The organism is Streptosporangium sp. NBC_01755 (assembly GCF_035917995.1).
In the GTDB taxonomy this organism is placed as follows: domain Bacteria; phylum Actinomycetota; class Actinomycetes; order Streptosporangiales; family Streptosporangiaceae; genus Streptosporangium.
Window position 1 is genome coordinate 2307198 of record NZ_CP109131.1, and the last position, 25567, is coordinate 2332764.

Consider the following 25567-nt stretch of genomic DNA (forward strand, 5'->3'; position numbering starts at 1 on the left):
CAGTACCAGCATTGAAGGGGGCGCGACCATACCGGTGGCGCCCCTTTTCGCGCTCCCGGACGCACGGAGCGATGTCACCAAGAGAGGTATCGTGGGGCCACGTGAGTACGCCGCGTTTTCTGACCCTGCCTCCTGGCGTTCGCTCTCGCCAGATCGAGACGGCGGTGGGCAGCTTCGCCGCCCTGGAGGCCCTGCCCGTCAGCGGCATTCCCGAGCGCTGGCCGGCCCTGCTGGTCCCCGGTCTGACGGGGAGCAAGGAAGACTTCATCGCGGTGCTGCAGACGCTCGCCCAGTCGGGCCGCCAGGTCGTCGCGATCGACATGAGAGGCCAGTACGAGTCGAGCGGCCCTGACGACAGGAGCCTCTACACCTGTGCCGCGCTCGGCAACGACGTCGACGTTCTGGCCCAGCTGCTCGGCCACGAAGGCCCGATCCACCTGGTCGGCCACTCCTTCGGCGGCCTGGTCACCCGGGAGGCGGTCATCGACGGCCGTACCCGGTTCGCGTCCTACACGCTCATGAGCTCCGGGCCCGGCGCGATCGTCGGGCCCCGCGAGCACGCGGGCCGCATCATGCTCTCGGAGCTGCCCGACCTCGGTCTGGAACACCTGTGGCACACCCGGATGGAGCCCGAGGCCCTGTCCGCCGGGGTGTCCGACGAGATCATCGCCTTCCTGCGCAAGCGGCTGTTCGCCAACTCGCCCACCGGTATGGCCACGATGACCGAGGAGGTGCTCTCCGCGCCTGACCGATGCGACGAGCTCACACAGGTCGATGTCGCCACCCTGGTCCTGTACGGCGAGCACGACGACGGCTGGCCACCGCGTATGCAGTCGGAGATGGCCCACCGGCTGGACGCCGACTGCGTGGTGGTCCCCGGCGCGGCCCACTCCCCCGCGGTGGAGGCCCCGGAGACCACGGCCGCCGCACTCGTCCGCTTCTGGAACGCCGCGGAAAACCGGCTGAGAAGCTGATCTCCCGCATGTCGTCTGGGGTTTTCCTTCGGGGAGACCCCCTGCCCGCATGTCACCTGGGGTCTTCCACTGGAGGACCCCTGCCCTCATGTCACCTGGGATCTTCCACCAGGGGACCCCTGTTGGACGAGTCGTCGAATGCCATGTAATGATTTACTTACCATGGCGAGTATCGAAGACATCGTCGTCCAGCCTCCGCACACCGCGACGTGGCTGGTGCACATCGACCGCTCCATGTGGGTCGGCGGGGTCCGCGGCCTCATGCTCCAGGCCCTGCACCCCCTCGCGATGCGCGGGGTCTGGCAGAACTCCGACTTCCAGCAGGACCCGTTCGGGAGGCTCCGCCGCACGGCGGACTTCGTGGGCAGGGTCACCTTCGGCAGTCCCGCGGAGGCCGACGAGATCGGCCGCCGCGTCCGGGGAATCCACCGGCGGCTCCGTATCGACGATCCCGACACCGGCCGTACCCACCGGGTGGACGACCCGGAACTGCTGCTCTGGGTGCACTGCGCGGAGGTCTCCTCCTACCTGGCCGTGGCACGGCGGGCGGGCCTGGGGCTCAGCGACCGCCAGGCCGACCGCTACCTGGCCGAGCAGCGCCGCAGCGCCACCTACGTCGGCCTGCACGCCGAGGACGTGCCCGGCTCCCTGGCGGAGCTGGAGGGCTACCTCGCCTCGGTCCGCCCGGCGCTGAGGGTCACCCCCGAGGCCGCGTCCACTGTGCGCTTCCTGCTGTGGCCGCGGCTGCCCGCCGGGCTGCGTGCCCTCGCCCCCGGCGAACCCGCCTACTTCGCCTTCGGCGCGCTCTGCTACTACTCGCTGCCCGACTGGGCCAGACGGATGTACGGCGTACTGCCCGAGGTGCCGCCCGGCACGGTGACGGCGGCGCTGAAGGCGTTCCGGCTGGCCATGAACTCGCTTCCCGAGCACGTCCACGACCGGGCGTTCACGCCCGGCACCCGCGAGATGCTCAGAGCCTCCCGCGAGCGGCTCGCCTCGGCGGGCTACGACATGACCAGGGGGCTCAAGGGGCTGACCGACCCGCGCCGCTGGCCGGACCGGCTGCCCCGCACCGCCTGACATCGCGCCACGCGGTCAGCCGGCGAGGGCGTCGGCGAGGTGGGCCGCGACGACCGAGCCGGCGCCGAACTGACGACGCGCCACGTGGTCAGTCGGCGAGGGCGTCCCACGGCTCGCGGTCGCCGCCCGCGGCCTGGCCCTCCGGGCAGTGGCGGCGAAAGTCGCACCACGAGCACAGGGGACCCGTACGGGGCGGGAAGGATGCGTCGATCTCGGGGGGCACCGGGGGCGGAGTCCGCTCGGCCCCCCTGGTCCTCCTCGCGGCCGAGCCCGTCCTGCTGGGGTGGGTGGCCGACCACGCCCGGTAACGCTCGTCGGCCTCGGACGCCTCGACGGCGATCTCCTCGGCGCGGCCAAGGTGCCGGGCCAGCGACTCGTCGGTGTGCTCCCACTCCACGATGGAGGCGGTCGGCAGATGGTGGAGCTCGACCCGGTGGCAGGGTCGGTGCAACATCTTCGAGGAGGCGATGGCGTAGACCGCCAGGGCGAGCGAGGAACGGGCGTCGTCGGCGGTCAGCGGGCGCCGGCCGGTCTTGTAGTCGACCACGACCAGCTCCTCGCCCCGCCGGTCGAGCCGGTCCACCCGGCCGGAGAGGGCGACGACCGAGGTGCGCGTGGCGACGGTACGCTCGACGCCGACCGGCTCCGCGGCGGGGTCGAGGCTCGCCACGTATCCGCGGACCATCTCCCCGGCCCGGTCACGCCAGGTGGCCGACTGTTCCGCGTCACGGAAGCCCTCGCCGATCCACCCCCTGGTGAGCAGGGTGACGGCGACCTCGGGCGTGCGCCGCTCGTACGGCTCGCGCCACCAGGCGGCCAGGGCGTTGTGCACGCTGGCGCCCACGCTGTTGTGCGCCCACGGCGGGCCCTTCTGCGGCGCGGGCCTGTCCATGTAGGTGAACCGGTAGCGCCGGGGGCAGTCCAGCCAGTTGTTCAGCCGCGACGGCGTGCAGGCGTACAGCCGCCGCGGCATGCCCTCCAGGGGAAGCTGGTCCATCAAGGGCTATTCGTCCCGGAGATTCAGCCGGATTCCCGCCGCGCGCGTGCCATCGGTCAGTGGCCCCTCCTCCTGGGCCTCCACCCCGCGGGTCAGCGAGCCGGAGAGCCAGGCGTCGAACTGAGGCTCCAGATCGCCGATCGTCGTCTCCTCACCGTGCGCCGGCAGCACCCGGGTGCCGTGGGGCAGGGTGAACAGCCGTCCGCCGATGGCGGTCAGCTGGTCGGCCAGGGCGGGATACTCACCGCCGATCTTGCCGGGGCCGTCGGCCTGGAGGGTCTTGCCGGTGAAGACCGTCGCGAGGGCCTCGCAGTAGAGCGAGACGCCACCGTGGGAGACGCCCGGGGTGGACATGACCTCCAGATGAACGCCGCCGACCTCGAACAGGCCCTCGTCCTCCATGTCGATGTCCGGCCAGGTGTCGGCCCAGGTCAGCCGCCACAGCGGCCTGTCCTTGGGGTGCAAGGCGATCACCGCCTCATCTCTGGCCGCGACCTCGATGGCCGCACCCACGTGGTCGGGCAGACCGTGGGTGCAGATGATCGCCAGCACCTCCCGCTCGCCGACCTTCTCCAGGATCGCCTCCGCGTCGCGCGCGGGGTCGATGACGATGACATCCTCGTCGTCGCCCAGGATCCACGTGTTGTTCTCGACCTTGTGCTCGACGCCGTCGACATCGACGACGCCCTCGGTCACCACTCGCTCGATACGCGCTGTCACGCTTCTGAACTTTACTGCCTCGCCCCGCCCTCCGGTTCGGACGGAACGGTCAAGGGTTCGCATACCGAGCGGGCGGTCAGGGGGCCGGGGCCTCCAGGCGCGGGGAAAACGCCCCGAAGGGCAGGTCGAGGGTCTGGTCCTGGTCGCGCAGATCGCGCAGGGACAGCTCGGCCAGGGTTATCAGGTAACCGGCCTCGGCGGGCCACACGACCGCCCAGAGCCAGTTTCCCAGCGCCTCACCCGCGTAGACGGCTCGGTCGGGGGCGGCGGTGACGCACCACAGGGCGGCCGGGTGGCCCTTGACGTCGATCTTGGCGTGCGGTGGCCCCTTGTCGAACCCGTTGCCCGGATCGGTGCTCTTCAGCCCGGCGAACGCCGCGCCGAGCCCGACCCCGGGCTCCTCGGCGATGAGCAGCAGATCGGCGGGCCCGTAGGTCAGCGAGGGCCCGGAGACCGCGACCACCGTGGCCCGTACGCCGCTGCGCTCGTCACCCACGTGGGCGAACCCGGTGACCAGCCATCCCGTGGGCAGCGGCCAGGGGACCCAGACGGGGACACGGGAGGTGCGGGTGATGGCCTCCACAGCGGCGGCGGAGGGAGGCATGGGTGGCTGGAACGGCAGGACATCGCCGTGGGGACCGCATCTCCAGGAGCTTGACCAAGCACTCGGCGGACGGAGCGGGCCGAAACAGCGTGGGCATGTAGGGGCGGCTTTCACGCCTACCCACGCTGCTTCTTCGACAGTCCATCCGTCAAGAGGCCTGGTCATTATCACACCGTAATATTGTTCACGTGCGCGTAAATTGTGTCGGCGCGATCATTCTCGACGGCGCGGGGCGGATGCTTCTGGTCCGCCGCGGCCGCCCGCCCGGTATGGGGCTGTGGTCCATCCCGGGTGGCCGGGTCGAGCCGGGCGAGTCCGACCCCGAGGCGGTCACCAGGGAGGTGCTGGAGGAGACCGGCCTGGTCGTCGTCCCCGGGCGCCTGGCGGGAACCGTCGACCGCCCCGGCCCCGGTGGTGCCGTCTACGAGATCCGCGACTACCTGGCCGAGGTCTCCGGCGGCACGCTCGCCGCCGGGGACGACGCCGCGGACGTCCGCTGGGTCACCCGCGCGGAGCTCCGGCGGCTCCCGCTCGCCCCCGGCCTGCTGGACGCGCTGGTCGAATGGGCGGTCATCGCGTCGAGGTGAGTGACGCGGGACCCACCTCACCGTGTCGAGGTGAGCTTGGAGCGCCACAGGGTGAGGTGGTCCGCGCTGTAGGTGGTGGAGCGGCCCAGAGCCACGACCTGGCCGCCCAGGACCGCCACCGCGCCGAGCCACTGGGCTCCGTCGCCTTCCAGCCTGCCCTGGCTGGGGGTATGGAGCTGCCAGTTCAGCCCGTCCTCCGAGGTCCAGGCCGCGCTGTCGCCCTCTCCGGGAACCCCGTGCCAGCCCACGGCCACCACGCCCTCCGGCGTCGCGGCGAGATCCTGTACGGCGGACGCGGCATCCGTGGGGAGCCAGGAGAACTCCCAACTCGTCCCGTTGTCCGCGGACACCGCGCCGAAGGCCTTCTGGCCGTCCTCCGTCCTGGCCGTGCCCGCCACGACGATGTCCCCGCCGTAAAGGACCACGTGCCGGAGCCCCGCCGATGTCGCCCCCGGGGGCAGGACCGGCTTGCGCGCGCTCCAGTTGACCCCGTCGGCCGACACCCAGACCACCCCGGTCTCGCGCTCGGCCGTGCCGGTGCCGCCGACGGCCACGTACCCGGACGAGGTCGCCGAGACGTCGTGCAGCCGCACGCCCGTACCGCCCGCGGGAAGCTTGGCCGCCCTGGAGTAGCGCTTGAGGTCGGTTGAGAACCACAGGACGGGCACGGTGGCGGCGGGACCTTGGTCCTCACCCGCCATGACGTAACCGGAAGGGCCCGCCGCCACGGCGTGCGGGGCGAGGAAGTCGTGGTCGCCCGCCGGGGCGAGGGAACCCAGCACCGGAACCCTGCGCCAGCTCTCGCCGTCGGAAGAGGTGAGCAGCAGCGGCTCGGTGGAGGCGGCGTCGGTCATCGTGCTGCCCGCGGCCAGCCAGCCCCGCCTGCCGTGCGCGACGTCGGCGAGCGCCTGCCGCCTCGGGCCGCCGAGGAGCTGCTCCGGCCCGGCCACCTTCCAGCTCTGGCCGTCGGCGCTGCTCCAGATACCGGCATCGCCCGAGACGGCCCCCACCGCGACGAATCTGCCGTCACCTGCGGCCACCCTGGCCGTCTCGCGGGCGGCCCTGGCCAGGCCCTCGATACTCCCCAGGGAGACCGACCTCGGTTCCCCGCCCTTGGGCGCGGTGATGAGAACCACCCTGTTGTCCACGTCGGCGGCGCGCTCGTCGCCACCGATGACGAGCGTGCCGGTGTCGGACAGGGCGAGCGCCCGCAGCGAGCCCGGCACCTCGCCGAGGTCCGTGGTCTTGCTCCAGTCCTGGCCGTCCTGACTGGTGTGGACCGTGTAGCGCTCGAAGCCCGACTCGACGACCGCGGCCACCCCCGCCGAGGAGGAGGCCAGCCGCCTGACGCCGGAACCGTCGGCCCCCAGGCCGGTGATGGCCCCGCAGGCCTTCCAGTCGGTGCCCTCGGGCGAGCAGTAGACGCGGACCTCGCCCTTTTCGCTGCGCTGCTGGGTCGGTACGAGGACGAACCCCCCGGCGGCCACGGCCAGCGCGCCCGGCTCGGGGATGACTCCGTTGAGCGCGGCACCGGTCCGCTGCCAGCTCCCGCCCCCGTCGGCCGAGCGCAGGATGACCGAGGTGGACTGCCCCTGGGCCGGGTCCGCCAGCGCGACCACGGTGTCACCCCTGGCGGCGACCGCCTTGATACCCCGCACCTTGTCCGGCATGCCGATCTCCCTGGTCGCCACCCGTTTCCAGGCGCGCCCGTCGGGAGAGACCCAGGCGACGGCCCCGGTGGTGCCGTCTTCCAGCACGGCCGCACCGACCGCGACGAAACCCGAGTCGGTCCTGGCCAGGTCCATGATCTTGTCCCCGCGCGCGAAGGCGCCCAGATCACCGGGGTCGGCCGCGGTCCAGCTGTAGCCGTCGGAGCTGGTCCACAGCCCGTGCCCCGAGCCGAGCGGGTCGTTGCCCGCCGCCAGCCAGCGACCGTCGCCGCCCGCCACCCGGCCCACCGTGGTCGGTCCCGTCTCGTACCCCGCGGGGCCGGTCATCCTGCCCAGCTGCCAGGTCGTGCCGCCGTCGGGAGAGACCAGGAACAACGGTCTGGGTACCGGGCTGGTGGTGTCGCTGCCGACCGCGACCATGACGGAGCCCACCGAGGCCACCGCGTTGAGAACCTGGTTGGAGCCGTTGCCGCCGACACCGGCCCGCGGCACGAAATTGTCGTCGCCCGAGCCCGCCTCGTCGCCGACCAGTCGGAGACCGGTGGCGAACGGGCTGCTCACCCAGCCCCACAGGGCCAGGCCGCCGCCGACCGTGACGGTGAGGACCAGGACCATCAGGAACGGGATCGCCAGGCCCCTGCCACGCCTGCGCCGCGTCGGGCTGGAACGGCGTACCGCGGAGGGCGCGGTGGCCGGGCGGTGATGCCGCCCGCCGTTCGGGCCCCGCCTGCCGGGCGGGCCCTCCGCGACGAGCAGGTCGGGCCGGGCGGGCCGGCCACCGGGCGGGCGCCCCACCCTGCGCACGGGCTCGAAAGCGTCCTCGACGGGCGCGACGAGCCCCTCGGGCTCGGGTCCCGGCTCCGGTTCGAAACCGGGTGCTCTCCCCTGTTCGGGGGTCGACCCGGACGTCGACCCGGGCTCCGGAGTGGGCGCCGGAGTGGGCGCCGGAGTGGGCGCCGGAGTGGGCGCCGGTTCGGGCGTCGCCGGAATGCTCGGCCGCACCCTGATCCTGTCCTCGGACGCGGGCCGCGGTGGCTGCGGGGACTCTGTCCGCCCGTCCTCCCCCCGCTCGCGGGCCGGCCCCGAGGCGACCAGGAGATCGGGCCGGTCCGCCCTCCTCCTGCCCCTGCGCTCGGGCGTCGGCCCCGAGGCGACCAGCAGGTCAGGACGGTCCACCAGGCGCGGGCGTCCCTGCTCCGGTGTGGCCCTACGCCCCCACCCCGTACCCCGTTCCTCCGCGGGTTCCTCGGCGGGCGGTGAGCCCATGAGGGGGTGATCGGCGGTGGGGGGCTCTGACGGGAACGACTGCCCGGGGTACGGGGTGGGGGCGTAGGGCTGGGCGTACGGACGGCGACGCTCGCCGCCGAGACCTTCAGGGCGGGCCTGGGGCGGTTCGCCGTCGTCCGGGGTCGGGGCCGCGAACGGCGGGAGCATCCACGGGGAGGCCATGGGAAGCCCTAGCGCGTCGTCACCGGAGGGGCCTGGTGGGGAGTGCTGGATCGTCGGCGGGGACGCGTGTGGCTCCTGGGACCTGCCTTCACGCATGGCGTCGTCGTGAACGCCGCCGTCATCCGCCGGCCACTCTCGCGAGCGCGGGTCGTGGGGGCCCGAGGCCACGCTCAGCACCTCCTCGCAGGAAGCCCGTTTCAGCCCGGAGTCACCACCCCGGACCGTTCCAGTCGTCTCCGTAACGGTAGGCCGCAATCCCTACGGATGCGGCAAATCGCACGCGACCCTACTACTACCCCGTTCTCCGGAAACGATCACCTCCTGCGGCCGACCGACCGGATCTCGGCCGTACACAGTCAAGAGCAACACGTCCCGGCCGTGATGACGAGACCTCTCTAGTCAGATTTATCAGCTAGGCGCCTGAATCGTCATAGTTTGTCCACAAAAATCCTGAATCACTGGTCTCCCGAGGCCAATGGCCCCTGGCTCACCTCTACCTGCCACCGCGGCCCACCCTCGTGTCGACACCGTCACGTCGACACCGTCACGTCGACACCGTCGGTGTCAGGCCGTGGGTGGTGTGAAGGCCGTGGTTCGCACGAGACCGGCGGCCCTGCCCTTCGCAACCACCACCAGTGCCATCTTTCTGGACGCCTCGTCGATCATCTCGTCGCCGAGCATGACCGCGCCGCGCCTCTCGACGGTCGTGTAGTAGTCGTACGCGTCGAGGATCAGCTCGGCGTGGTCGTAGTCCTCCTGCGTCGGCGAGAACACCTCGTTCGCGGCCTCGATCTGGGTCGGGTGCAGCACCCACTTCCCGTCGAGGCCCAGTGCCGCGGCACGCCCCGCCACCCGGCGAAAGCCGTCCAGGTCCTTGATCGCCAGGTACGGGCCGTCGATGGCCTGCAGGTCGTGCGTCCGGGCTGCCATCAGGATGCGCATCAGGATGTAGTGGTAGGCGTCTCCCTCGGTGTAGCCGGGCGGCTGCTCACCGACCACCAGGGTCCGCATGTTGATCGAGGCCATGAAGTCGGCCGGGCCGAAGATGAGCGTCTCAAGACGCCGGGACGCGCCTCCGATGGCGTCCACGTTCACCAGGCCCTTGGCGCTCTCGATCTGGGCCTCGATGCCGATCCTGCCGACCGGAAGACCGTTCGCCTTCTCGATCTGGGTGAGCAGCGTGTCGAGCCACATCACCTGGGCCTCGTCCTCCACCTTGGGCAGTATCAGGCAGTCGACGAACTCCCCGGCACCCTCCACGACCTCGATGACATCGCGGTAGGTCCACTGGGTGCCGAGATCGTTGACCCTGACGGCCCTCGTCCGGCCCGACCAGTCGCCCTCGCGCAGGGCCGCCACGACGTTCTTCCGCGCCCCCTCCTTGACGAGGGGCGCGACGGAGTCCTCCAGATCGAGGAAGATCTCGTCGGCCGGGAGCCCCTGGGCCTTCTCCAGGAATCGGGGGTTGCTGCCGGGCACCGCGAGACACGAACGTCGAGAACGCATGGGCACACGTTAACGCCCGCCCGAAAGCAGATCGGTGGCAGGGCGGCGCTATGGCGTCCGTACAAAGACCTCCCCCCGTTCTTGGCGGTGATCTCGCAGGGCCTCCACCCGAGCTGCCAGAAGAATGAGCATCAAGAATCTGCAAAGGAGACACGCACGATGGCAAACGCCTCTTCTGTGGCCAGGCCCGCCGTACTGTCCGACCTCATCCCGGGCTCCCGTGCCCGCGACGTCGCGCTCGTGGTCGGCGGCGCCACCCTGACGGGCCTGGCGGCGCAGCTCAGCTTCCCGCTGCCCGGCTCACCCGTCCCGGTCACCGGCCAGACCTTCGCGGTCGTGCTCATCGGCGCGGCCCTCGGCATGAACCGCGCGGTGGCGAGCATGGCGCTCTACCTGCTGGCCGGTGTCGCGGGCATGCCCTGGTTCGCCGAGGGCGCCTCCGGTTTCGGCGGGGCCTCCTTCGGATACGTCATCGGCTTCATCGCCGCCGCGGGCCTCGTCGGCAAACTCGCCGAGCGCGGCGGCGACCGCACCGTCCCGCGCACCGTCGGCACGATGATCCTGGGCAACCTGGTCATCTACGCCTTCGGCCTGCCGGTCCTCGTCGCCGTCGCCGGGGTGGACCTCGCCACGGGGCTCGCCCTGGGCGTGCTGCCCTTCCTGGTCGGCGACGCCCTCAAGATCATCGTCGCGGCCGGCCTGCTCCCGGCCGCCTGGAAACTCTCCCGGCGCTGACCTCGCGATGTGTGCGGCCTGTATCGCCCCTCGGGGAGGCACAGGCCGTACATTCGTCTCATGGGTGTGATCGAGGAGGGCGCGAAGAAGTCGAGCGTCCTATGGCTGTCGCTGGACCGGCCCCGGCTGGCCTGGCACACCTGGCACGACGGGGCGATCTACTTGGTCACCGGCGGGGGCGAGCAGCCGCTGCCGGGGCTGGCCGAGGCCGGCGAGGTACGGGTGACGCTGCGCAGCAAGGACAACGGCGGGCGCCTGGTGGCCTTCGACGCCGGCGTGGAGGTGATCGACCAGGTGGAGGCCGCCGACGCGGTGGCCGCGCTCGCCAAGGAGCGGCTCAACGCCCCCGACGGCGCGAGGCTGGTGGAGCGCTGGGCCGCCGGCTCCCAGGTGATACGGCTCACCCCACGGGAGCCGGTTCCCTGACCTCCGGCACGGACGCGGGCGACACGGCCGTGGCCCGCTGGGCCAGGTAGGCGCCGATCAGCACGATCACGCCACCCGCGATCTGAAAGGGGCCGAGCGCCTCGCCCAGCAGGATCCAGGCGACCACCGCCCCGGCGATGACCTCGAGCGAGGCGACGGTGGAGCCGATGGCGGCCGACAGGCGGCGTACCGCGATGACGCCGAGGATGTAGGCGACGACCGTGGCGACCACGATCAGGCAGACCAGCGCCGCGGCCACCGGCAGCGTGTAGCCGCCCGCGGGCGTGGCCGTGGTGCCGAACGCCTCCCAGGGGATGTCCCAGGGCCGGGAGATCGGGACAAGCGCCACGGCGGCGCCGAGCAGGCCCCAGGCGACCAGGCCGAGCGGGTCGACGTCGTCGCCGAAGCTGTCGCTGAGCAGGAAGTAGCCGGTGCAGCACGCCGCCGCGGCGAAGGCGAGGAGCAGTCCCACCGGGTCTAGGGCGAGACCCGACCAGACCTCCACCACGATGCCGAGCCCGACCACGGCGATGGCGGCCCCGACGAAGGCCGCCCGCGGCAGCCGTACCCGCCGGACGAACCGTACCCAGAGCACCACCAGCACCGGCGAGGTGTACTCGATCAGCAGGGTGACGCCGACCGGCAGCCGGGTGATCGCCGCGAAGAAGAGCGCCTGCACGCCGGCGACCGCGATCACCGCGTACGCCGCCAGGAACGGCAGCCGCGAGCGCGGGATGCGCAGGGCCGAGGGCCTGGCCACGGCGAGGACACCGACGAGCAGCAGCCCGGCGCCCGCCATGCGTACCCAGACCGCCTCCAGCGGGGCCGGCCCGGCCGCGCCCACGTATTTGGCCATGGGGCCCGAGAAGGCGAAACACAGAGACGAGGCGAGCGCGATCAGCAGTCCTGCACGTCTCATGAAGCACCATTCTCGTAATTACCGTTATGCACCTTTGATGCTGTCATGTTGGGATACTGGCCAGCAAATCAAATCCGGCATGTGAGCCGGGGAGCGTGGCAGCAGCCGGTTGGCCCGAGACGCGGCCTACGCTTCGAATGTGAGGATCTTCATCGCGCGTCTCGCCGGTACCCCGGTCTTCGACCCCGCCGGGGACCAGATCGGCCGGGTCCGCGATGTGGTGGTGGCCATCGCCGGCAGCGCGCCGCCGCACGTGCACGGGCTGGTCGTCGAGGTGCAGCCCAGGCGCCGGGTCTTCCTGCCGATCACCCGGATACGGTCCGCCCAGGCCGGTTCCGTCGTCTTCGGCGGCCAGCTCAACATGCGCAGATTCGAGCAGCGGGCGACCGAGACCCTGGCCGTCGCCGAGCTGCTCGACCTCGGTGTGGAGGTCGGCGGCGAGCGGATGACGGTCCTGGACCTGGCCATGGAGGAGACCGGGCGCGCCGAGTGGCTGGTCACCAAGGTGGCGGTGGTCCCGAGCACACCCGGCATGGCGCTGCGCCGGCGCGGCGCGACCAAAATCGTCGACTGGGCCGAGGTCCGCGGCTTCGGCGCCGTCCAGAAGGACCAGGGCGCCGCCAACCTGCTGGTCGCCTTCGAGTCGATGCGCGCCGCCGACCTGGCGGGGGCGCTGCACGAGCTGCCGGACAAGCGTCGGGTCGAGGTGGCGGCGGCCCTCGACGACGTACGGCTCGCCGACGTGCTGGAGGAGCTCCCCGAACGGGACCAGATCAGCATTCTGAGCCGGCTCTCCCCGGAGCGGGCCGCGGACGTGCTGGAGGAGATGAACCCCGACGACGCGGCCGACCTGCTGCAGGACCTCCCCGCCGAGCAGGCCGAGGCGCTGATGGCGCTGATGGAGCCCGAGGAGGCCGCGCCGATCAGACGGCTGCTGATCTACCCGGAGAACACCGCGGGCGGGATGATGACCAGCGAGCCGGTGGTCCTGCCGCCGAACGCGACGGTCGCCGAGGCGCTGGCCAACATCCGCCAGCACGAACTCACACCCGCGGTGGCCGCGCAGGTCTACGTGGCCAGGCCGCCCATCGAGACACCCACCGGCCGCTTCCTCGGCCTGGCCCACTTCCAGCGCCTGCTACGCGAGCCGCCGTCGACACTGCTCGGCAGCATCCTGGACACCTCCCTCGACCCGATCAGGCCGGAGTTCACCCTGAACCAGGTGACCTTCTACCTGGCCAACTACAACCTGGTGGCGGTTCCCGTGGTGAACGAGGCCGGGCGCCTGGTCGGGGCCGTCACCGTGGACGACGTGCTCGACCACCTGCTGCCGGAGGACTGGCGCGAGCAGGACGACCGGCCTCGGGAGGACAGGGATGGCTGATCGCCTCGACCAGCCCAGACAGCCTGGCCTGCGGCTCCGGCCCCACTACGACCCCGAGGCGTTCGGACGGCTCTCCGAGCAGATCGCCCGCTTCCTCGGTACCGCGAGGTTCCTGGTCTACATGACGGTCTTCGTCACCGTCTGGGGCCTGTGGAATGCCTTCGGCCCCCCGTCACTGCGGTTCGACCCCTACCCGTTCATCTTCCTGACGCTGATCCTGTCCCTGCAGGCCTCGTACGCGGCGCCGCTGATCCTGCTCGCCCAGAACCGGCAGGACGACCGCGACCGGGTCCAGAACGAGCACGACCGCAGGGCCGCGGAACGGAACCAGGCCGATCTGGAATATCTCACCCGGGAGGTCGCCGCCCTGCGCATGTCGCTCGGCGAGGTGGCCACCCGCGACTACATCCGCTCGGAACTGCAGCGCCTGCAGGAGGATCTCCAGGAGCCGCAGACGTTCACGGAGGCGTGACCGCGGGCGGGTGCCGCGGGCGGGTGGAGACGGAGACGGTGAGACGGAGGCGGTGAGGGGGCGTGTGGCTCCGTGCCGCGAGGCCTCAGCAGGGGTCGGTGCCGGAGGTCGGCAGGAGCCTGTTCAGCACGGCCGCGCACTGGCGCAACTCGTCGGTGTCGAGCATGCCCAGGAACTGGGCTCGGACGCCGCGCAGGTAGGTGGGGCCGGCCTCGGCCAGCCGCGCGGCGCCCGCGTCGGTGAGGACCGCGAACAGGCCGCGCGCGTCACTGGTGCACGCCTCGCGCTCGACCAGCCCGTCACGCTGGAGGCGGTCGATGAGCCGGGTCAGGCCGCTGCGCGAGAGCAGCACTCTGTCCGCCAGGTCGTTCATCCTCAGCCGCCGCTCGGGCACCTCGGAGAGCTGCAGGAGGACCTCGTAGGAGGCCAGGGGCAGATCGTGCTCGACCAGCAGGTCGGTCTCCAGCACCCGGGCGATGCGGACCTGGGCTCGTTGGAGCATGCGCCAGAGCGTCAGCTCCTCCGAGCTGACGTTCTCCTTGGACTCGCCCGCCGTGAGGGTCACGCAGTAACCTTAGAACGTTGCACGCGCATCTACACAGTGAATTGTCCGAATCCGGCGACCATGGCCGGGGCCGGAATTCCTATCGGCGTCCCGGGGTTCATACCATGGACTTACGACGCCGACCGTTCCCTGAAGGGATCGGCCTCTCGCCAAGCCATACGAGCGCCGCGACGGGCAGTTCCTGCCCCTGAGACGCCTCATCGATAACAGACAAGGAGGGACGGCATCCTCCGTCACCCCAGGGTGACGCCGCGTTGCCGACACTTCGATGGCACCTACCCCGGAACTGGTGATGGCCGCTCTCGCGACCGTCAACGACCCTGAGATCCGTCGGCCGATCACCGAACTCGAAATGGTCAAGAGCGTCGACATCTCCCCCGAGGGAGCGGTGCGTGTCGCGATCTTCCTCACGGTGTCCGGCTGTCCCATGAAGGACACCATCACCCGAGACGTCACCAGCGCGGTCTCCAAGATCGACGGAGTGACCGGCGTCTCCGTTGAGATGGATGTCATGAGCGCCGAGCAGCGCAAGGCGCTGCAGACCAAGCTGCGCGGCAACAAGGGCCCCGAGAAGGAGATCCCCTTCGCCCAGCCCGGCTCGCTGACCCGCGTCTTCGCCGTCGCCTCCGGCAAGGGCGGTGTCGGCAAGTCGTCGGTCACCGTCAACCTGGCCGCCGCGATGGCCGCGAGCGGTCTCAAGGTCGGCGTCGTCGACGCCGACATCTACGGCCACAGCATCCCTCGCATGCTCGGCACCTCCGAGCGTCCCACCAAGGTCGAGGACATGATCATGCCGCCGGTGGCGCATGACATCAAGGTCATCTCGGTCGGCATGTTCAAGCCGGAGGGCAACACCCCCGTCGTGTGGCGCGGTCCCATGCTCGACCGGGCCCTGCACCAGTTCCTCGCCGACGTCTACTGGGGCGACCTGGACGTGCTGCTGATGGACCTGCCCCCGGGCACCGGTGACATCGCGATCTCCGTGGCGCAGCGGATGCCTTCGGCGGAGCTCCTGGTGGTGACCACCCCGCAGCAGGCCGCCGCCGAGGTCGCCGAGCGTGCGGGATCGATCGCCGTCCAGACCCACCAGCAGATCGCCGGCGTCATCGAGAACATGTCATGGCTGCCCTGCCCGCACTGCGACGAGCGGGTCTCGGTCTTCGGCGAGGGCGGCGGCCAGACCGTGGCCGACGCGCTCACCCGCACCCTCGGCGCCCGCGTGCCGCTCCTCGGCCAGGTGCCGATCGACATACGCCTGCGCGAGGGCGGCGACGAGGGCAAGCCGCTCGTGCTGACCGACCCGGACGCCCCGGCCGCGGCCGAGCTGATCCGCGTCGCAGGCTCCCTCAGCAAGAAGTCGACCAGTCTCAAGGGCCTCCAACTCGGCATCTCGCCCACCCGGCGCGGCTGACGGCACCTGCTCCGACACGGCGGCGGCGCCCCCTGGTAGGGGGACGCCGCCGTCGGCCGTCTGAGGCGGACCAGGCCCTGCCCTTGAGTCTTTTGTCCGCCGCCTGGGTGGGTCTTTTACCCGCCGCTTAGGTTTTTGCCCACTGCTTGGGTGGGCGTTTTGCTCGCCGCTTGGGTTGTTGCCCGCTGCTTGGGTGGGCCTTTTGCCCGCCGCTTGGGTTGTTGTCCGCTGCCTGGGTGGGCGTTTTGCTCACTGCTCGGGCCTTTTGCCCACTGCGATCGCCCAGGCGGGGTCTAGGTCGCCTCGGAGTCGTACGGGGGGATCTCGCCGTAGCCCAGTTCGCCGCCCGCCGGGTAGGAGGGGACGGGTTCGGCGGTGGCGGTGGCCGAGGTGGCGTTCCAGTCGTCCTCAAGGTCGGCGGTGAGGTGTTTGCGGACGAAGTTCTTCGGGTTCAGGTCGGCCGGGTCGAAGTCGGCGAACTCCGGTCCCAGACCGCTCCGCAGGTCGTCTCTCGCGTTGTTGGCCATCCGGCGCAGGTTGCGCAGCGTCTTGCCCGCCTGGGCCGCGGCCTGGGGCAGCTTCTCCGGGCCGAAGACGAGAAGGGCGATGACCACCAGCGCCACGATCTCAGGCCAGCCGAGTCCGAACACGGTGATCTCCTACCGGGACGATGCCATGGGCACCTCTCCGGCTACACACCGGAGAGGTTTCAGACTAGTACCGTCAGGCGTGAGCACGCGCCCCTGCCCGACGGCTCAGGAAGGTTCGGGTGCGGGCTGGTCCGGCGCGGTGCCGACGATCACGGTCGCGGTATTCTCCTGGCCTCCGCGCTGGTACTTGACCGAGAGTTTCTCACCGGGGGCCCTGTTGCGGACCAGCGCGATCAGCTCGTTGCCGTCCTGCAGCACGATGCCGTCGACCTCCAGGATCACGTCTCCCGGCTTGAGGCCCGCCTGGGCGGCGGGGCCGTTCGGCTCGACCGGCTGGGAACCCTCCCTGGGCTCGGTCGCGATACGCACCCCGACTCCCTGGTAGGTCGGGTCGATGGCGACGCCGATCCGCGACTTCTTGGCCTTGCCCGTGGTGATCAGCTCCTGGGCGACGCGGCGGGCGTGGTTCACCGGGATGGCGAAGCCGAGGCCGATGCTGCCGCTCTGGCCGCCGACCGACCTGCCGAGCGTGGCGATCGCCGAGTTGACGCCGATCACCTCGCCGTTGCCGTTGACCAGCGGTCCCCCGGAGTTGCCCGGGTTGATGGCCGCGTCGGTCTGGACCGCGCTGAGCCAGGTGGTGTCGGAGCTGTTCTCCTCGCCCGCCTGAACGGGACGGTTGAGCGAGCTGACGATGCCGGAGGTGACGGTGCCGCTCAGGCCCAGCGGGGAGCCGATGGCGATGACCGGGTCGCCCACGACCACGTTGTCGGAGTTACCGAGGGTGATCTCCGGGGCGCCGAAGGTCTCCGCCGGCTTGACCACGGCCAGGTCTGACTCGGGGTCGCGGCCGACGACGACGGCGGAGGTGGACTTGCGGTTGTTGAACTGGATCTGGATCTGGCCGCTCGGGTCGGCACTGGCGACCACGTGGTTGTTGGTCACCACGTAGCCGCCCTTGATCAGGAACCCGGAACCGGTGTTGGAACTCGTCCCGCCCTCGACCGCCAGCGAGACCACGCTGGGCAGGACCTTCGAGGCCACACCCGCCACCGACTCCGGGGGCCGGGCACTGGAACCGGTCGGCGCGTTCCCCAGGCTGAAGGAGGGGTCGCGCCCCGAGCCGGTCGGCTTGGTGAGGAGATAGGTGCCGACGCTGCCGAGAAGCGAGGCGATCAACGCGATCACCACGGCGAGGACGACCAGCGTGACCGTGCGTGGCCCGCGCTGGATCGCCGCGGGTGCCGGGCCGCCGAAGCCTCCCGGCATCCCCGGGACGCCGGGAGGCGGCGCCCAGCCCGGCCCCATGCCGAACGCCTGGCTGGGCGGCGGGGGCGGAGCGTACTGGGAGGCGAAGACCGCCGTGTCGTACCTGGGTCTGCCGGAGGGGTCGCCCCAGCTCTCCCCCGCATGGCCCTGTCCCCGGAGGCCCTCACCCGTCGGCGTTTCCCTGTCGTCGTGACGGAGCAGCTCGGGTTGCCCCTGCTGCCCACCCCACCGGTCGCGACCCGGCGGGGCGCCCAGCTGGCTCCAGCCGTCGTCGGGCTGCTCGGCCTGGGCCGGTGCGGCCTCTCCCGCGGGCAGGAACTCGGGACGGGAGAACTCAGGACCCGAGGAGTCGTCGTGGCGAGACTCCGGAGCACCGTGGCCACCGTCGGTGAGGTCCGACGGCGTACGCCCCGCAGCATCGTGCGCCCCGTGGGTGGTACGGGCCTCGTCGGTCATCGAATACTCACTACTCCTCGCCTCGCAGACGACCACTCACCGGGTCAACCCGGCAATCTTCCCCCGAGCGGCATACGAGATGTGTAAAACACACGTCATCCAAAGGGATTGACCCATGAGAGCAGGCGGCTCGCACCTCGGCCGAGCCTCGTCCAGAGATCCGGAACGTTCTCGTGTGGCAGGGCCGTGACAGCCGCGTCGACCATGTCGGCCGGCGCGTCCGCGAAGACTGTATAGACATGCCCCCCACTCGCCCAGATCATCTCCTGCCCAGCCGGGCCTCGAACCCAGATCGTATGCCCGCTGCGCCGTTCCGTATGCCAACCCTGGAGGTGATCCTCATCAAGCACCCCAGGCTGCACAAAAACCGACACAACTGACAATCCATCTGAATATCCCAGATATAAGTATCCAGGAGGGGCGCTACGCGCGGCGAACAACTCCAGGCGGCCCGGCAGGGCACGGGGTATACGCCAGCCGGCGTCCAGCAGGCGGGGCATCTCCACGAGGTCGAGGCCGCCGGGGGCCATCGGCGGCACCTTGGGCACCGCCCCCCTGGGCACCGGGTCGAGGGCCAGATCGACGAAGGCTCCGACGTTGACGACCCGGCCCCTGGCGTCCATGAGTTCACGGCGCAGCACCAGCCCCGCGGCCTCGTCGATCCAGTAGCGGGCGGCGACCGTACCGTCCGCGCGCAGGGCGTTCACGAGGCGGGCGGGGCGCCCGCAGGCGTGGCCCTCCCCCGCGGCCACGACCCGGTAGTTGCGGGCCAGCACCTTGAGCATCATCTCGGACGGGCTGGACATGCCTCCGGCGGGGGTGCCGGGATCGGCGCTCTGCACGGAGCCCGAGGGCTCGGTGCGCACCGTCAACCCTTTTCCGGGGACGTTGTGCACCTCCAGCACCGCGGAGGCGGAGCCGGAGGCGCCCCAGACCATGACGTACTGGGTGCCCGAGTATCCACGGGTCCGGCCCGCGACCGCCGCCTCACGGAGCAGGTGCAGGCCGGTGTCCTCGTTCTCGGCCTCGTCCGGCGGCACGACCTGCGAGGTCCTCGCAGCGTGCACCGCACCGCCCGTCACCAGCCCCAGCAGCATGACAGCCACCAGGATGACCGTGGCGGGCAGCCGGATCACGGAGTGAGCGAGAAGGTCGGCGTCGCCGATCCGCCGTAGGGTGCCGTGTTCCTGTGCTGGTTGGCGAACATGTCGACCGGCGGTACGACACGCGGGTTGGGGTCGGCCCCGCCTACCACGAACAGCGTGCCGATCGCCACGGCCGCCGAGGCGACGCCCACCGCGACGTAACCCGCCCTTCGCGTGCGGCGAGGGCCTCCGGCCCGGCCCCGGGGACGGTTGTCGGGGGGAGCGACGCTGTGCATGCTCGGAATGGGCGCTCCGCCGAAGGTGCGCGGGGCCGGAAAGGGGCGCTCACGCGGGGGCAGCGGGCCGCCGGGCTCCGCCATCCGCAGCAGGGACATCGTCAGGTCGGCCGGCATCGCGGGCCCGTCGAGGGACCGCAACCGGCTCTTCAGCGCTCGCATGGCGTCGACCTCGGCCCGGCAGTCGGCGCAGAAGGCCAGATGCGACAGGGCTCGGTCGCGCTCGTGGTGGTTCAGCTCACCGTCTACCAGTGCGGAAACGCGTTCTCCTAGATGACTCATGCGCACTCCTTGCCAAGTGGCTCGTCGTGACATTCGTCATGACTGTGATTTCTCATGCGAATTCCTCCCCGTGAGTAACGCTCGGGGGGAATGGATCGTTCCGCGGCGCACGATGCTCCAGCGCCTCACGCAGCTGCGCCCGCCCACGGTGGATCCTGCTTCGAACCGTGCCGAGCTTCACACCCAGCGTCGCCGCGATCTCCTCGTAGGACAGCCCCTCGATGTCACACAGAACGACGGCCGCGCGGAACTCGGGCGCGAGCGCGTCGAGTGCCGCCTGGATATCGGGCTCCAGATGGGTGTCGTCGTACACCTGTGCGGGAGAAGGCTCGCGCCCGCGCAGCCGCTCGGCGGCGTCGTCCGCGAGTCCCTCGAACCTGATGCGCTGCCTGCGCCGCGCCATGTCGAGGAACAGGTTGGTGGTGATGCGGTGCAGCCAGCCCTCGAAAGTGCCTGGCGTGTAGTTCGACAACGACCTGAAGACCCGGACGAAGACCTCCTGTGTGAGATCTTCCGCATCGTGCACGTTGCCGGTCAGCCGATAGGCCAGCCGGTACACGCGCGCCGAGTGCGCCCGGACCACCTCCTCCCATGTAGGAGGCGTCCAATCAGACACGGGAGCTTCGGTCTGGTGGTCAGGCTCGTCCACCAGCACTCCTCTCTCCGGGACCACCGCTATCGCCATAGTGCCTGGTTTCGTCCCTTCGTGCGCACTGACTACCTTCAGGACCGGCAAAGGCCGCTTAAACCGTGCAACGCACCGGGGGCGACATGAGTTCCCGATCGGGCCTGCCTCCCTTAGGCTGCGACCCAGCGCCTATATGACTGTGTACGGAGAAAGCGGGAGGAGAGGCCGATGGCAGAGACGCCGACAAGTCCGTTGGAGGCCACTCTGGCCTATGCCGATGAGTTCCACAGGGAGGACGACATCCTGCTGGCCGCGCGCATGCGCGGCGCGGAGGTGGGAGCGCCCCCGATCCTGCCCGGCGGCGGCGCCGCTCTCTGCTTCCTCGCCACCGCCATCAACGCCCGTGCCGTCGTGGAGATCGGCACCGGCTGCGGGGTGTCAGGCCTGTGGCTGCTCCGCGGCATGCGCCAGGACGGCACGCTCACCAGCGTGGACGTGGAACCGGAGCACCAGCGGCTGGCCAGGCAGAGCTTCGCCCAGGCCGGATTCTCCGGCGGCCGGACCCGCCTGATCACCGGCCGCGCCCTCGACGTGCTCCCCCGCCTGTCCGACGGCGGCTACGACCTGGTCTTCTGCGACGGCGCCATGCACGAGTACGCCGACTACCTGGCCGAGTCCATCCGGCTGCTCCGGGTCGGCGGCATCGTCGTCTTCGACAACGCCCTCTGGGGCAACAGGGTGGCCGACCCCGCGCAGCGGGACCCCGACACGGTCTCCATCAGGGAGCTTGGCAAGCTCGTCCGCTCCGACGAGCGGCTCCGCCCGCTGATGATGCCTCTCGGAGACGGCATCCTGGCTGCCGTCAAGCTCGCCGACTGACGCCTCCCGCGCTTACCCGGCCAAGGGCCGGCGGGACGGTGGCACCGTCCCGCCGGCCACAGAATCACCGCTCACCACAGAATCACCGCTCACCACAGAATCCCGCTCACCGCGGAATCACCGCTCCTGGAGCCCCGCCAGCCATTCGAGCAACAGGCGCACGCCGTACCCGGTGGCTCCCTTGCTGAAGAGACCCTCGTCCGCGCCGCTACGGCCAACGCCGGCGATGTCCAGATGTGCCCAGGGCCGCCCGCCGGTGAACTCGCGCAGGAACAGCGCCGCGGTGACGGAACCCGCGCCGTAGGTCGATCCGGCCTCGATGTTGGTCAGGTCGGCCACCGACGAGTCGAGCGCGGGAAGATAGTCCTCGATCAGCGGCATCCGCCAGAGCCGCTCCCCACTGGCCTCCCCCGCCTCGACCAGCGCGCCCGCCAGCGCGTCGTCGGAGGCGAAGACCGCGCCGAGATTCTTGCTCAGGGCCATGCTGATCGCCCCGGTCAGCGTGGCGACGTCGACCATGACGTCCGGGTCCAGCTCCGCGTCGGCGTAGGCCAGCGCGTCGGCCAGTACCAGGCGGCCCTCGGCGTCTGTGTTGAGCACCTCCACGGTCCGGCCGCCGTACTGCGTGATCACGTCCGAGGGACGCTGGGCCGTACCCGAGAAGGAGTTCTCGGCGGCGGCGACGAGGCCGGTGACCCGGATCGGCACACCGAGCGAGGCCAGCGCGCCCAGGACCGCGATGACCACCGCTCCGCCGGCCATGTCGGTCTTCATGAACACCATGCCGGCGGTCGGCTTGAGCGACAGGCCGCCGGTGTCGTACGTGATGCCCTTGCCGACCAGAACCACGTGGCGCGTCGCGCCCTCGGGCTCGTAGGAGAGCTGGATCAGCCGGGGCGGGTTCACCGACCCCTGCCCGACGGCGAGGATGCCGCCGAAGCCGCCGGAGCGCAGCTCCCGCTCGTCCCACACCCGCGCGGCGACGCCCTGCTCGGCGGCGCGCTCGGCGAGCCAGGCGGGCGACTTCACCGAGGCAGGGGTGTTGGCCAGATCCCTGGCGAGCGCGACGGCCCCGGCGATCACCTCCGCGCCGGCGACCTCCGCCTCGACCCCGTCTCCGACGAGTTCGAGCGTCGTCACCGGGGACTTCGCCTCGCCGACCCTGAAGGTGTACGTGGCCAGCAGCGCGCCCTCCACGAAGGCCGCCACCGGCCCGCCGGGCAGCACGATCCTGATCGCGTCCTTGCCCTTGCCTCGCCGCGCCACCGCGGCGCCGGCCTTGCGCAGGGCCGTCGCCGAGCCGTCTCCGACCCCGTAGAGGAGCACCCGGCCCACGACGTCACCGTTCGTGACGGGAACCTCGACGATCTCACCCGCCTCGCCCTTGGCCTGGTAGTGGGCCAGTAACGCCGCCGCGGGCACCGGTAGCCCGATCTCGGGTGCGAGATCCTCGGCGAAGGGGACGGCCAGCAACTCGGCGTCGCCGAAAGACTCGGTCTCGGCGTCCTGCCCGGTGAAGAGCCCTTGGGCGTCCTGCCCGGTGAAGAGCCCTTGGGCGTAGGGCACGCGGGGTAGGAGCAGGTAAGGGGAGATAGGCATGGGGTGACTCCAGTCATCAGGCCCGGCAGGAGAGAAACACCGGGGAGAACACCGCGGCCCTGGCGCGAGCCGCCGTGAGGCGGTCCGACGGCCAGGGCCGTGTTCATCGTCGGTCGCGCGGGCCATCGAAGGTGTCATGCTCCCCGAGCAAGCTCAAATAGGGCCCGGCTCCGCCGCTCTGTCTTAGGTCGGGATTAACCGACGATTTTCTTCAATTCCTCACCAAGGGCGCTTGCCTCGTCCGCTGAGAGCTCAACGACGAGGCGGCCGCCACCCTCCAGAGGAACCCGCATGACGATCCCCCTGCCTTCCTTGACGACCTCCAGCGGACCATCACCGGTCCTCGGCTTCATAGCCGCCATGCGTGTATCCCTTCCTGCTTCGGGCTCCGGATCTCCGACTGACCCGAGGGTGGCCGACGCATTCACGTCTTCTGTGATGTCCTATTATCCCGCCTCCGCACGGAGAATGGGAACGATCAGTCTCAGCGTCGGCTCATCCGGCGATCAAGACCGTTGTCCGAGACCCCTCAGACGGCCAAACTTGTCCTCGTGAACGCCCGCGCCGCTCTCTTCGATCTGTACGGGGACCACCTCAGATCCCGAGGCGGTCGTGCGTCCGTGGCCGCCCTCGTTCGACTGCTCGCCCCGCTGGACATCGCCGCCCCAGCCGTGCGCACCGCCGTCTCGCGGATGGTACGGCAGGGTTGGCTGGCGCCCGCCCGGCTGCCTCGGGGCCCCGGCTACGAGGTCACCCCCAAGTGCGTGCGCCGCCTCGACGAAGCCGCGCTGAGAATTTACCGAGTTGGGACGATCCCCTGGAACGGCCGGTGGCACATCCTCGTGGTCGGCCCCGTGCGCGAGCGGTCCAGAAGGGAGCGCCTGCGGGCCGAGCTGTCCTTCATCGGGTACGCCCCCCTGTCCGAGACCACCTGGATCGGGCCCCGGCCCTCCCCCGAGCTGGAAACGATCCTCGGCGGCGGGGGCGTCGGCGCCGACCGGTTCGACGCGGTGCTCGACGGTGACCCCGCGGCACTGGTCGCCAGGACATGGGACCTGGACGGCATCGGTGCCGCCTACCAGAGCTGGCTGGCCCAGGCGATGGACCTGATCGGCGAGCTGCCCGACGGCGCGAGCGACGCCCGGGTGTTCGCCGCCCGCAGCAGGCTGCTGCACGGCTGGCGCAACTTCCTGTTCCGCGACCCCGGGCTCCCAACCGAGCTCCTGCCGCGAGGCTGGCCGGGGGAGCAGGCCAGAATCTACTTCGAACACGAGGCCGGACGGCTGCTCCCAGCCGCCGCCGCCTTCGTCGACCGCCACCTCGGCGAGCCGTAGCACGCGGAGCCGAGAAGCCTGAAGGAGCCTTTGTTGAACGACGTTCTCCACTCCATCGACGACGCCGTCGCCACCATCGTCATCAACCGGCCGGAGGCGATGAACTCACTGACCTCTCGGGCGAGGGCCGCCCTGCTGGAGGCGCTGACCGCGGCGTCGCAGGAGCGCGCGGTGCGGGCGGTACTGCTGACAGGGGCGGGGCGGGCGTTCTGTGCCGGCCAGGACCTGAGCGAGCACGCCGCGAACCTGGAGGCCGGCCGGGGCCTGAACGACACGGTACGTACGCAGTACAACCCGATCGTCCGCACGATCACCGAGATGGACAAACCGGTCGTCGCGGCGGTGAACGGTGTCGCCGCGGGCGCGGGCGCCGCGCTGGCCTTCGCCTGCGACCTGCGAATCGCCTCGGAGAAGGCCAGGTTCGCGATGGCCTTCTCCGGCATCGCCCTGGCCCCGGACTCGGGCGCCTCCTGGACCCTGCAGCGCCTGGTCGGCGCGGGCCGCGCGGCCGAGCTGCTGCTGCTCGGCGAGCCCCTCGGCTCGGCCCGCGCGCTCGAACTCGGGATCGTCTCCCAGGTCGTCCCGGCCGACGAACTGGACACCGCGGCCCGCGCGCTGGCCGTACGGCTGGCGCAGGGCCCCACCGGCGCCTACGCGGCGGCCAAGCACGCCCTGCGGTTCGCCGCGTCCGCCTCCCTGGCCGAGACCCTGGAGCTGGAAGCCGACCTCCAGGACGCCTGCGTCAAGACCGACGACCACCTGAACGCGACCCGCGCCTTCCTCGCCAAGGAGCGCCCTGTCTTCCAGGGCCACTGACGACTCTTCCGGGGCCACTGACGACCTTTGGCCGGTGCCCGCCGGGAACCGGTCGGCCGTCGCCACGGATGACCCCGCCGAACCGCCGCGTACGTGCCGGCGGGGAACTCCCGGCGTCAACGGAGCCCGGCCGCGCGGACGGTGCGGCGCTCGCGCGAGGCTCCCCTCGCTCGCGGCGGGGAGGCCGTCAGGCGCGGCGTGTCCAGCAGTCGGCCAGGTGGTCGTTGACGAGGCCGATGGCCTGCATCAGCGCGTAGGCGGTGGTCGGGCCGACGAAACGGAAGCCGCGTGACTTGAGCTCCCTGGCCAGCACCTTGGAACCGGGGGTCTGGGCGGGCAGGTCCGCCGGGATCTTCGGGACCGGCGCGCCGGGGTCCGCGTGACTCCAGACGAGGTCGGACAGGCCGATGCCGAGCGCGGCCCTCGCGTTGGCGATCGTCGCCTCGATCTTGGCCCGGTTCCTGACGATGCCCGCGTCTCCGAGCAGGCGGTCGACGTCCCGCTCGTCGAAGGCGGCCACGGCCGAGATGGAGAATCCCGCGAAGGCGGCACGGAAGTTCTCCCGCTTACGCAGGATCGTGATCCATGACAGGCCGGACTGGAACGCCTCCAGCGTGATCCGCTCGAACACCCGGTCGTCACCGGTGACCGGGCGACCCCACTCCTCGTCGTGGTAGGCGACGTAGTCGAGGGCCGAGGTCACCCACCCGCAGCGCACGAGCTCCACGGGTGCCACGGGTGCCACGAGCTCCACGGGTGCCACCGGCACAACGG

At 71.0% G+C, this 25567-nt stretch carries 26 protein-coding genes; 11 read left to right on the top strand and 15 right to left on the bottom strand.

Annotation, left to right across the window (positions count from 1 at the left end):
- Positions 1-101 precede the first annotated feature (101 nt).
- Both OG884_RS10495 and OG884_RS10500 read left to right on the top strand, forming a co-directional pair.
- A complete protein-coding gene (locus tag OG884_RS10495) occupies positions 102-974 on the top strand; it encodes an alpha/beta fold hydrolase (RefSeq protein ID WP_326644520.1) in 873 nt (290 codons plus the stop codon).
- A 162-nt stretch (positions 975-1136) separates the two neighbouring features.
- Positions 1137-2054 (top strand): oxygenase MpaB family protein, encoded by a 918-nt coding sequence (locus OG884_RS10500; protein WP_326644521.1) that lies wholly within the window; start codon positions 1137-1139, stop codon positions 2052-2054.
- Positions 2055-2142: 88 nt separating this feature from the next.
- Here OG884_RS10500 and OG884_RS10505 read toward each other — a convergent pair whose 3' ends face one another.
- The 3 genes from OG884_RS10505 to OG884_RS10515 form a co-directional block, all read right to left on the bottom strand.
- The gene (locus OG884_RS10505; protein WP_326644523.1) at positions 2143-3051 is read right to left on the bottom strand and encodes a RecB family exonuclease; all 909 of its coding nucleotides are present in this window, start codon (positions 3049-3051) and stop codon (positions 2143-2145) included.
- A 6-nt stretch (positions 3052-3057) separates the two neighbouring features.
- Positions 3058-3771, bottom strand: coding sequence for an MBL fold metallo-hydrolase (locus OG884_RS10510; protein WP_326644525.1), 714 nt, complete (start codon positions 3769-3771; stop codon positions 3058-3060).
- Between the two features lie 76 nt (positions 3772-3847).
- Positions 3848-4540: a DUF6758 family protein gene (locus OG884_RS10515; RefSeq protein WP_326644527.1), complete on the bottom strand. Its 693-nt coding sequence runs from the start codon at positions 4538-4540 to the stop codon at positions 3848-3850.
- A gap of 23 nt (positions 4541-4563) precedes the next feature.
- On the opposite strand from OG884_RS10515, the gene OG884_RS10520 reads away from it, so the two are divergent.
- Positions 4564-4962 (top strand): NUDIX hydrolase, encoded by a 399-nt coding sequence (locus OG884_RS10520; RefSeq protein ID WP_326644529.1) that lies wholly within the window; start codon positions 4564-4566, stop codon positions 4960-4962.
- Positions 4963-4979: 17 nt separating this feature from the next.
- Here OG884_RS10520 and OG884_RS10525 read toward each other — a convergent pair whose 3' ends face one another.
- Both OG884_RS10525 and OG884_RS10530 read right to left on the bottom strand, forming a co-directional pair.
- Positions 4980-8249, bottom strand: a complete 3270-nt coding sequence (locus tag OG884_RS10525) for a hypothetical protein (protein WP_326644531.1) — start codon at positions 8247-8249, stop codon at positions 4980-4982.
- Positions 8250-8645: 396 nt separating this feature from the next.
- Complete coding sequence (locus tag OG884_RS10530; RefSeq protein ID WP_326644533.1) at positions 8646-9587, bottom strand: HpcH/HpaI aldolase/citrate lyase family protein; 942 nt, start codon at positions 9585-9587, stop codon at positions 8646-8648.
- Between the two features lie 159 nt (positions 9588-9746).
- On the opposite strand from OG884_RS10530, the gene OG884_RS10535 reads away from it, so the two are divergent.
- Positions 9747-10322, top strand: a complete 576-nt coding sequence (locus OG884_RS10535; RefSeq protein WP_326644535.1) for a biotin transporter BioY — start codon at positions 9747-9749, stop codon at positions 10320-10322.
- A 60-nt stretch (positions 10323-10382) separates the two neighbouring features.
- A complete protein-coding gene (locus tag OG884_RS10540; RefSeq protein ID WP_326644537.1) occupies positions 10383-10748 on the top strand; it encodes a hypothetical protein in 366 nt (121 codons plus the stop codon).
- Here the strand turns inward: OG884_RS10540 and OG884_RS10545 are convergent.
- Positions 10723-11667: an EamA family transporter gene (locus OG884_RS10545; protein WP_326644538.1), complete on the bottom strand. Its 945-nt coding sequence runs from the start codon at positions 11665-11667 to the stop codon at positions 10723-10725. The genes OG884_RS10540 and OG884_RS10545 overlap by 26 nt on opposite strands.
- A 139-nt stretch (positions 11668-11806) precedes the next feature.
- On the opposite strand from OG884_RS10545, the gene OG884_RS10550 reads away from it, so the two are divergent.
- Both OG884_RS10550 and OG884_RS10555 read left to right on the top strand, forming a co-directional pair.
- Positions 11807-13051 carry a magnesium transporter MgtE N-terminal domain-containing protein gene (locus OG884_RS10550; RefSeq protein ID WP_326644540.1) on the top strand — a complete coding sequence of 415 codons (1245 nt, stop codon included), beginning with the start codon at positions 11807-11809 and terminating at the stop codon, positions 13049-13051.
- A complete protein-coding gene (locus tag OG884_RS10555) occupies positions 13044-13523 on the top strand; it encodes a DUF1003 domain-containing protein (RefSeq protein WP_326644542.1) in 480 nt (159 codons plus the stop codon). The genes OG884_RS10550 and OG884_RS10555 overlap by 8 nt, the downstream gene beginning before the upstream one ends.
- 85 nt (positions 13524-13608) lie before the next feature.
- On the opposite strand, the gene OG884_RS10560 is transcribed toward OG884_RS10555, so the two are convergent.
- Positions 13609-14088 carry a MarR family winged helix-turn-helix transcriptional regulator gene (locus tag OG884_RS10560; RefSeq protein WP_326644544.1) on the bottom strand — a complete coding sequence of 160 codons (480 nt, stop codon included), beginning with the start codon at positions 14086-14088 and terminating at the stop codon, positions 13609-13611.
- A gap of 268 nt (positions 14089-14356) precedes the next feature.
- On the opposite strand from OG884_RS10560, the gene OG884_RS10565 reads away from it, so the two are divergent.
- The gene (locus tag OG884_RS10565) at positions 14357-15499 is read left to right on the top strand and encodes an Mrp/NBP35 family ATP-binding protein (RefSeq protein WP_326644546.1); all 1143 of its coding nucleotides are present in this window, start codon (positions 14357-14359) and stop codon (positions 15497-15499) included.
- Between the two features lie 293 nt (positions 15500-15792).
- On the opposite strand, the gene OG884_RS10570 is transcribed toward OG884_RS10565, so the two are convergent.
- The 5 genes from OG884_RS10570 to sigE form a co-directional block, all read right to left on the bottom strand.
- Positions 15793-16149, bottom strand: coding sequence for a sec-independent translocase (locus OG884_RS10570; RefSeq protein WP_326644548.1), 357 nt, complete (start codon positions 16147-16149; stop codon positions 15793-15795).
- A 105-nt stretch (positions 16150-16254) separates the two neighbouring features.
- Positions 16255-17874, bottom strand: coding sequence for a S1C family serine protease (locus tag OG884_RS10575; RefSeq protein WP_326644551.1), 1620 nt, complete (start codon positions 17872-17874; stop codon positions 16255-16257).
- Between the two features lie 95 nt (positions 17875-17969).
- Positions 17970-19010, bottom strand: coding sequence for a sigma-E factor regulatory protein RseB domain-containing protein (locus OG884_RS10580; RefSeq protein WP_326644553.1), 1041 nt, complete (start codon positions 19008-19010; stop codon positions 17970-17972).
- Positions 19007-19537 (bottom strand): anti-sigma factor family protein, encoded by a 531-nt coding sequence (locus OG884_RS10585; protein WP_326644555.1) that lies wholly within the window; start codon positions 19535-19537, stop codon positions 19007-19009. Before OG884_RS10585 ends, OG884_RS10580 begins: the two co-directional genes overlap by 4 nt.
- Positions 19538-19589: 52 nt before the next feature.
- Positions 19590-20222: an RNA polymerase sigma factor SigE gene (sigE, locus tag OG884_RS10590; protein ID WP_326644557.1), complete on the bottom strand. Its 633-nt coding sequence runs from the start codon at positions 20220-20222 to the stop codon at positions 19590-19592.
- Between the two features lie 171 nt (positions 20223-20393).
- Between sigE and OG884_RS10595 the strand changes: the two genes are divergently transcribed.
- Positions 20394-21044 (top strand): O-methyltransferase, encoded by a 651-nt coding sequence (locus OG884_RS10595; protein ID WP_326644559.1) that lies wholly within the window; start codon positions 20394-20396, stop codon positions 21042-21044.
- Positions 21045-21161: 117 nt separating this feature from the next.
- Here the strand turns inward: OG884_RS10595 and OG884_RS10600 are convergent, their stop codons facing one another.
- Both OG884_RS10600 and OG884_RS10605 read right to left on the bottom strand, forming a co-directional pair.
- The gene (locus tag OG884_RS10600) at positions 21162-22643 is read right to left on the bottom strand and encodes a leucyl aminopeptidase family protein (RefSeq protein ID WP_326644561.1); all 1482 of its coding nucleotides are present in this window, start codon (positions 22641-22643) and stop codon (positions 21162-21164) included.
- 194 nt (positions 22644-22837) lie between these two features.
- Positions 22838-23005, bottom strand: a complete 168-nt coding sequence (locus OG884_RS10605; RefSeq protein ID WP_084195322.1) for a DUF3117 domain-containing protein — start codon at positions 23003-23005, stop codon at positions 22838-22840.
- A 189-nt stretch (positions 23006-23194) separates the two neighbouring features.
- On the opposite strand from OG884_RS10605, the gene OG884_RS10610 reads away from it, so the two are divergent.
- Both OG884_RS10610 and OG884_RS10615 read left to right on the top strand, forming a co-directional pair.
- On the top strand, positions 23195-23977 hold the full coding sequence (locus OG884_RS10610; RefSeq protein ID WP_326644565.1) for a PaaX family transcriptional regulator: 783 nt from the start codon (positions 23195-23197) through the stop codon (positions 23975-23977).
- A 33-nt stretch (positions 23978-24010) separates the two neighbouring features.
- Positions 24011-24793 carry an enoyl-CoA hydratase-related protein gene (locus OG884_RS10615; RefSeq protein ID WP_326644567.1) on the top strand — a complete coding sequence of 261 codons (783 nt, stop codon included), beginning with the start codon at positions 24011-24013 and terminating at the stop codon, positions 24791-24793.
- Between the two features lie 187 nt (positions 24794-24980).
- Here the strand turns inward: OG884_RS10615 and OG884_RS10620 are convergent, their stop codons facing one another.
- Positions 24981-25538 carry a DNA-3-methyladenine glycosylase I gene (locus OG884_RS10620; RefSeq protein WP_442811720.1) on the bottom strand — a complete coding sequence of 186 codons (558 nt, stop codon included), beginning with the start codon at positions 25536-25538 and terminating at the stop codon, positions 24981-24983.
- Between the last annotated feature and the right edge of the window lie 29 nt (positions 25539-25567).

Excerpts from the sequence above, each read along its gene's own strand:
- OG884_RS10500 (WP_326644521.1), top strand. The coding sequence starts at position 1,137 with ATGGCGAGTATCGAAGACATCGTCGTCCAGCCTCCGCACACCGCGACG.
- OG884_RS10600 (WP_326644561.1), bottom strand. The coding sequence starts at position 22,643 with ATGCCTATCTCCCCTTACCTGCTCCTACCCCGCGTGCCCTACGCCCAA.
- sigE (WP_326644557.1), bottom strand. The coding sequence starts at position 20,222 with ATGGCGATAGCGGTGGTCCCGGAGAGAGGAGTGCTGGTGGACGAGCCT.
- OG884_RS10530 (WP_326644533.1), bottom strand. The coding sequence starts at position 9,587 with ATGCGTTCTCGACGTTCGTGTCTCGCGGTGCCCGGCAGCAACCCCCGA.
- OG884_RS10505 (WP_326644523.1), bottom strand. The coding sequence starts at position 3,051 with ATGGACCAGCTTCCCCTGGAGGGCATGCCGCGGCGGCTGTACGCCTGC.
- OG884_RS10535 (WP_326644535.1), top strand. The coding sequence starts at position 9,747 with ATGGCAAACGCCTCTTCTGTGGCCAGGCCCGCCGTACTGTCCGACCTC.
- OG884_RS10540 (WP_326644537.1), top strand. The coding sequence starts at position 10,383 with ATGGGTGTGATCGAGGAGGGCGCGAAGAAGTCGAGCGTCCTATGGCTG.
- OG884_RS10605 (WP_084195322.1), bottom strand. The coding sequence starts at position 23,005 with ATGGCGGCTATGAAGCCGAGGACCGGTGATGGTCCGCTGGAGGTCGTC.
- OG884_RS10555 (WP_326644542.1), top strand. The coding sequence starts at position 13,044 with ATGGCTGATCGCCTCGACCAGCCCAGACAGCCTGGCCTGCGGCTCCGG.
- OG884_RS10565 (WP_326644546.1), top strand. The coding sequence starts at position 14,357 with ATGGCACCTACCCCGGAACTGGTGATGGCCGCTCTCGCGACCGTCAAC.
- OG884_RS10545 (WP_326644538.1), bottom strand. The coding sequence starts at position 11,667 with ATGAGACGTGCAGGACTGCTGATCGCGCTCGCCTCGTCTCTGTGTTTC.
- OG884_RS10515 (WP_326644527.1), bottom strand. The coding sequence starts at position 4,540 with ATGACCAGGCCTCTTGACGGATGGACTGTCGAAGAAGCAGCGTGGGTA.
- OG884_RS10585 (WP_326644555.1), bottom strand. The coding sequence starts at position 19,537 with ATGAGTCATCTAGGAGAACGCGTTTCCGCACTGGTAGACGGTGAGCTG.
- OG884_RS10595 (WP_326644559.1), top strand. The coding sequence starts at position 20,394 with ATGGCAGAGACGCCGACAAGTCCGTTGGAGGCCACTCTGGCCTATGCC.
- OG884_RS10575 (WP_326644551.1), bottom strand. The coding sequence starts at position 17,874 with ATGACCGACGAGGCCCGTACCACCCACGGGGCGCACGATGCTGCGGGG.